We start from the raw sequence: 322 nt of genomic DNA, 5'->3' as shown, positions 1-322 counted from the left end.
CCGCGCTCGGCGACGTCGGCGCACAGTTCCGGCGGGGTCTGCTCCAGCGCCAGCTTGACCGCGCTGACGATGCCCGACAGCGGTTCGTGCAGGGCCTCGAGCACCTCGTTGGAGCGGAGCTTGATCATCTTCGGCACGGCCTCGGCGAGTTTGCGGCCGGAGATTTGCATCTCGATCACTTCCGCCTGCGGGTAGGTGCAGCCCAGCTCGACCTTGATGCGCTCGGCGGTGGCTTCACCGATCATCATGCCGTGGTTGCGGCGCACGTAGTTGGTGATCGACTCGTCGAAGCGGTCGCCGCCGATGCGGACCGAGGCCGAAT

At 66.8% G+C, this 322-nt stretch carries 1 protein-coding gene; it reads right to left on the bottom strand.

Going from position 1 to position 322, the window contains the following annotated elements; genetic code table 11:
- The coding region (locus EN850_RS34965; RefSeq protein WP_189591327.1) for a rod shape-determining protein at nucleotides 1–322 on the bottom strand (322 nt) is incomplete at both ends.

Origin of the sequence: Mesorhizobium sp. M8A.F.Ca.ET.207.01.1.1, assembly GCF_004794715.1 — a bacterium.
Taxonomy (GTDB): Bacteria; Pseudomonadota; Alphaproteobacteria; order Rhizobiales; family Rhizobiaceae; genus Mesorhizobium.
The sequence above is the reverse complement of the archived record's forward strand: the minus strand, read 5'-3'. Positions and strand labels throughout refer to the sequence as shown.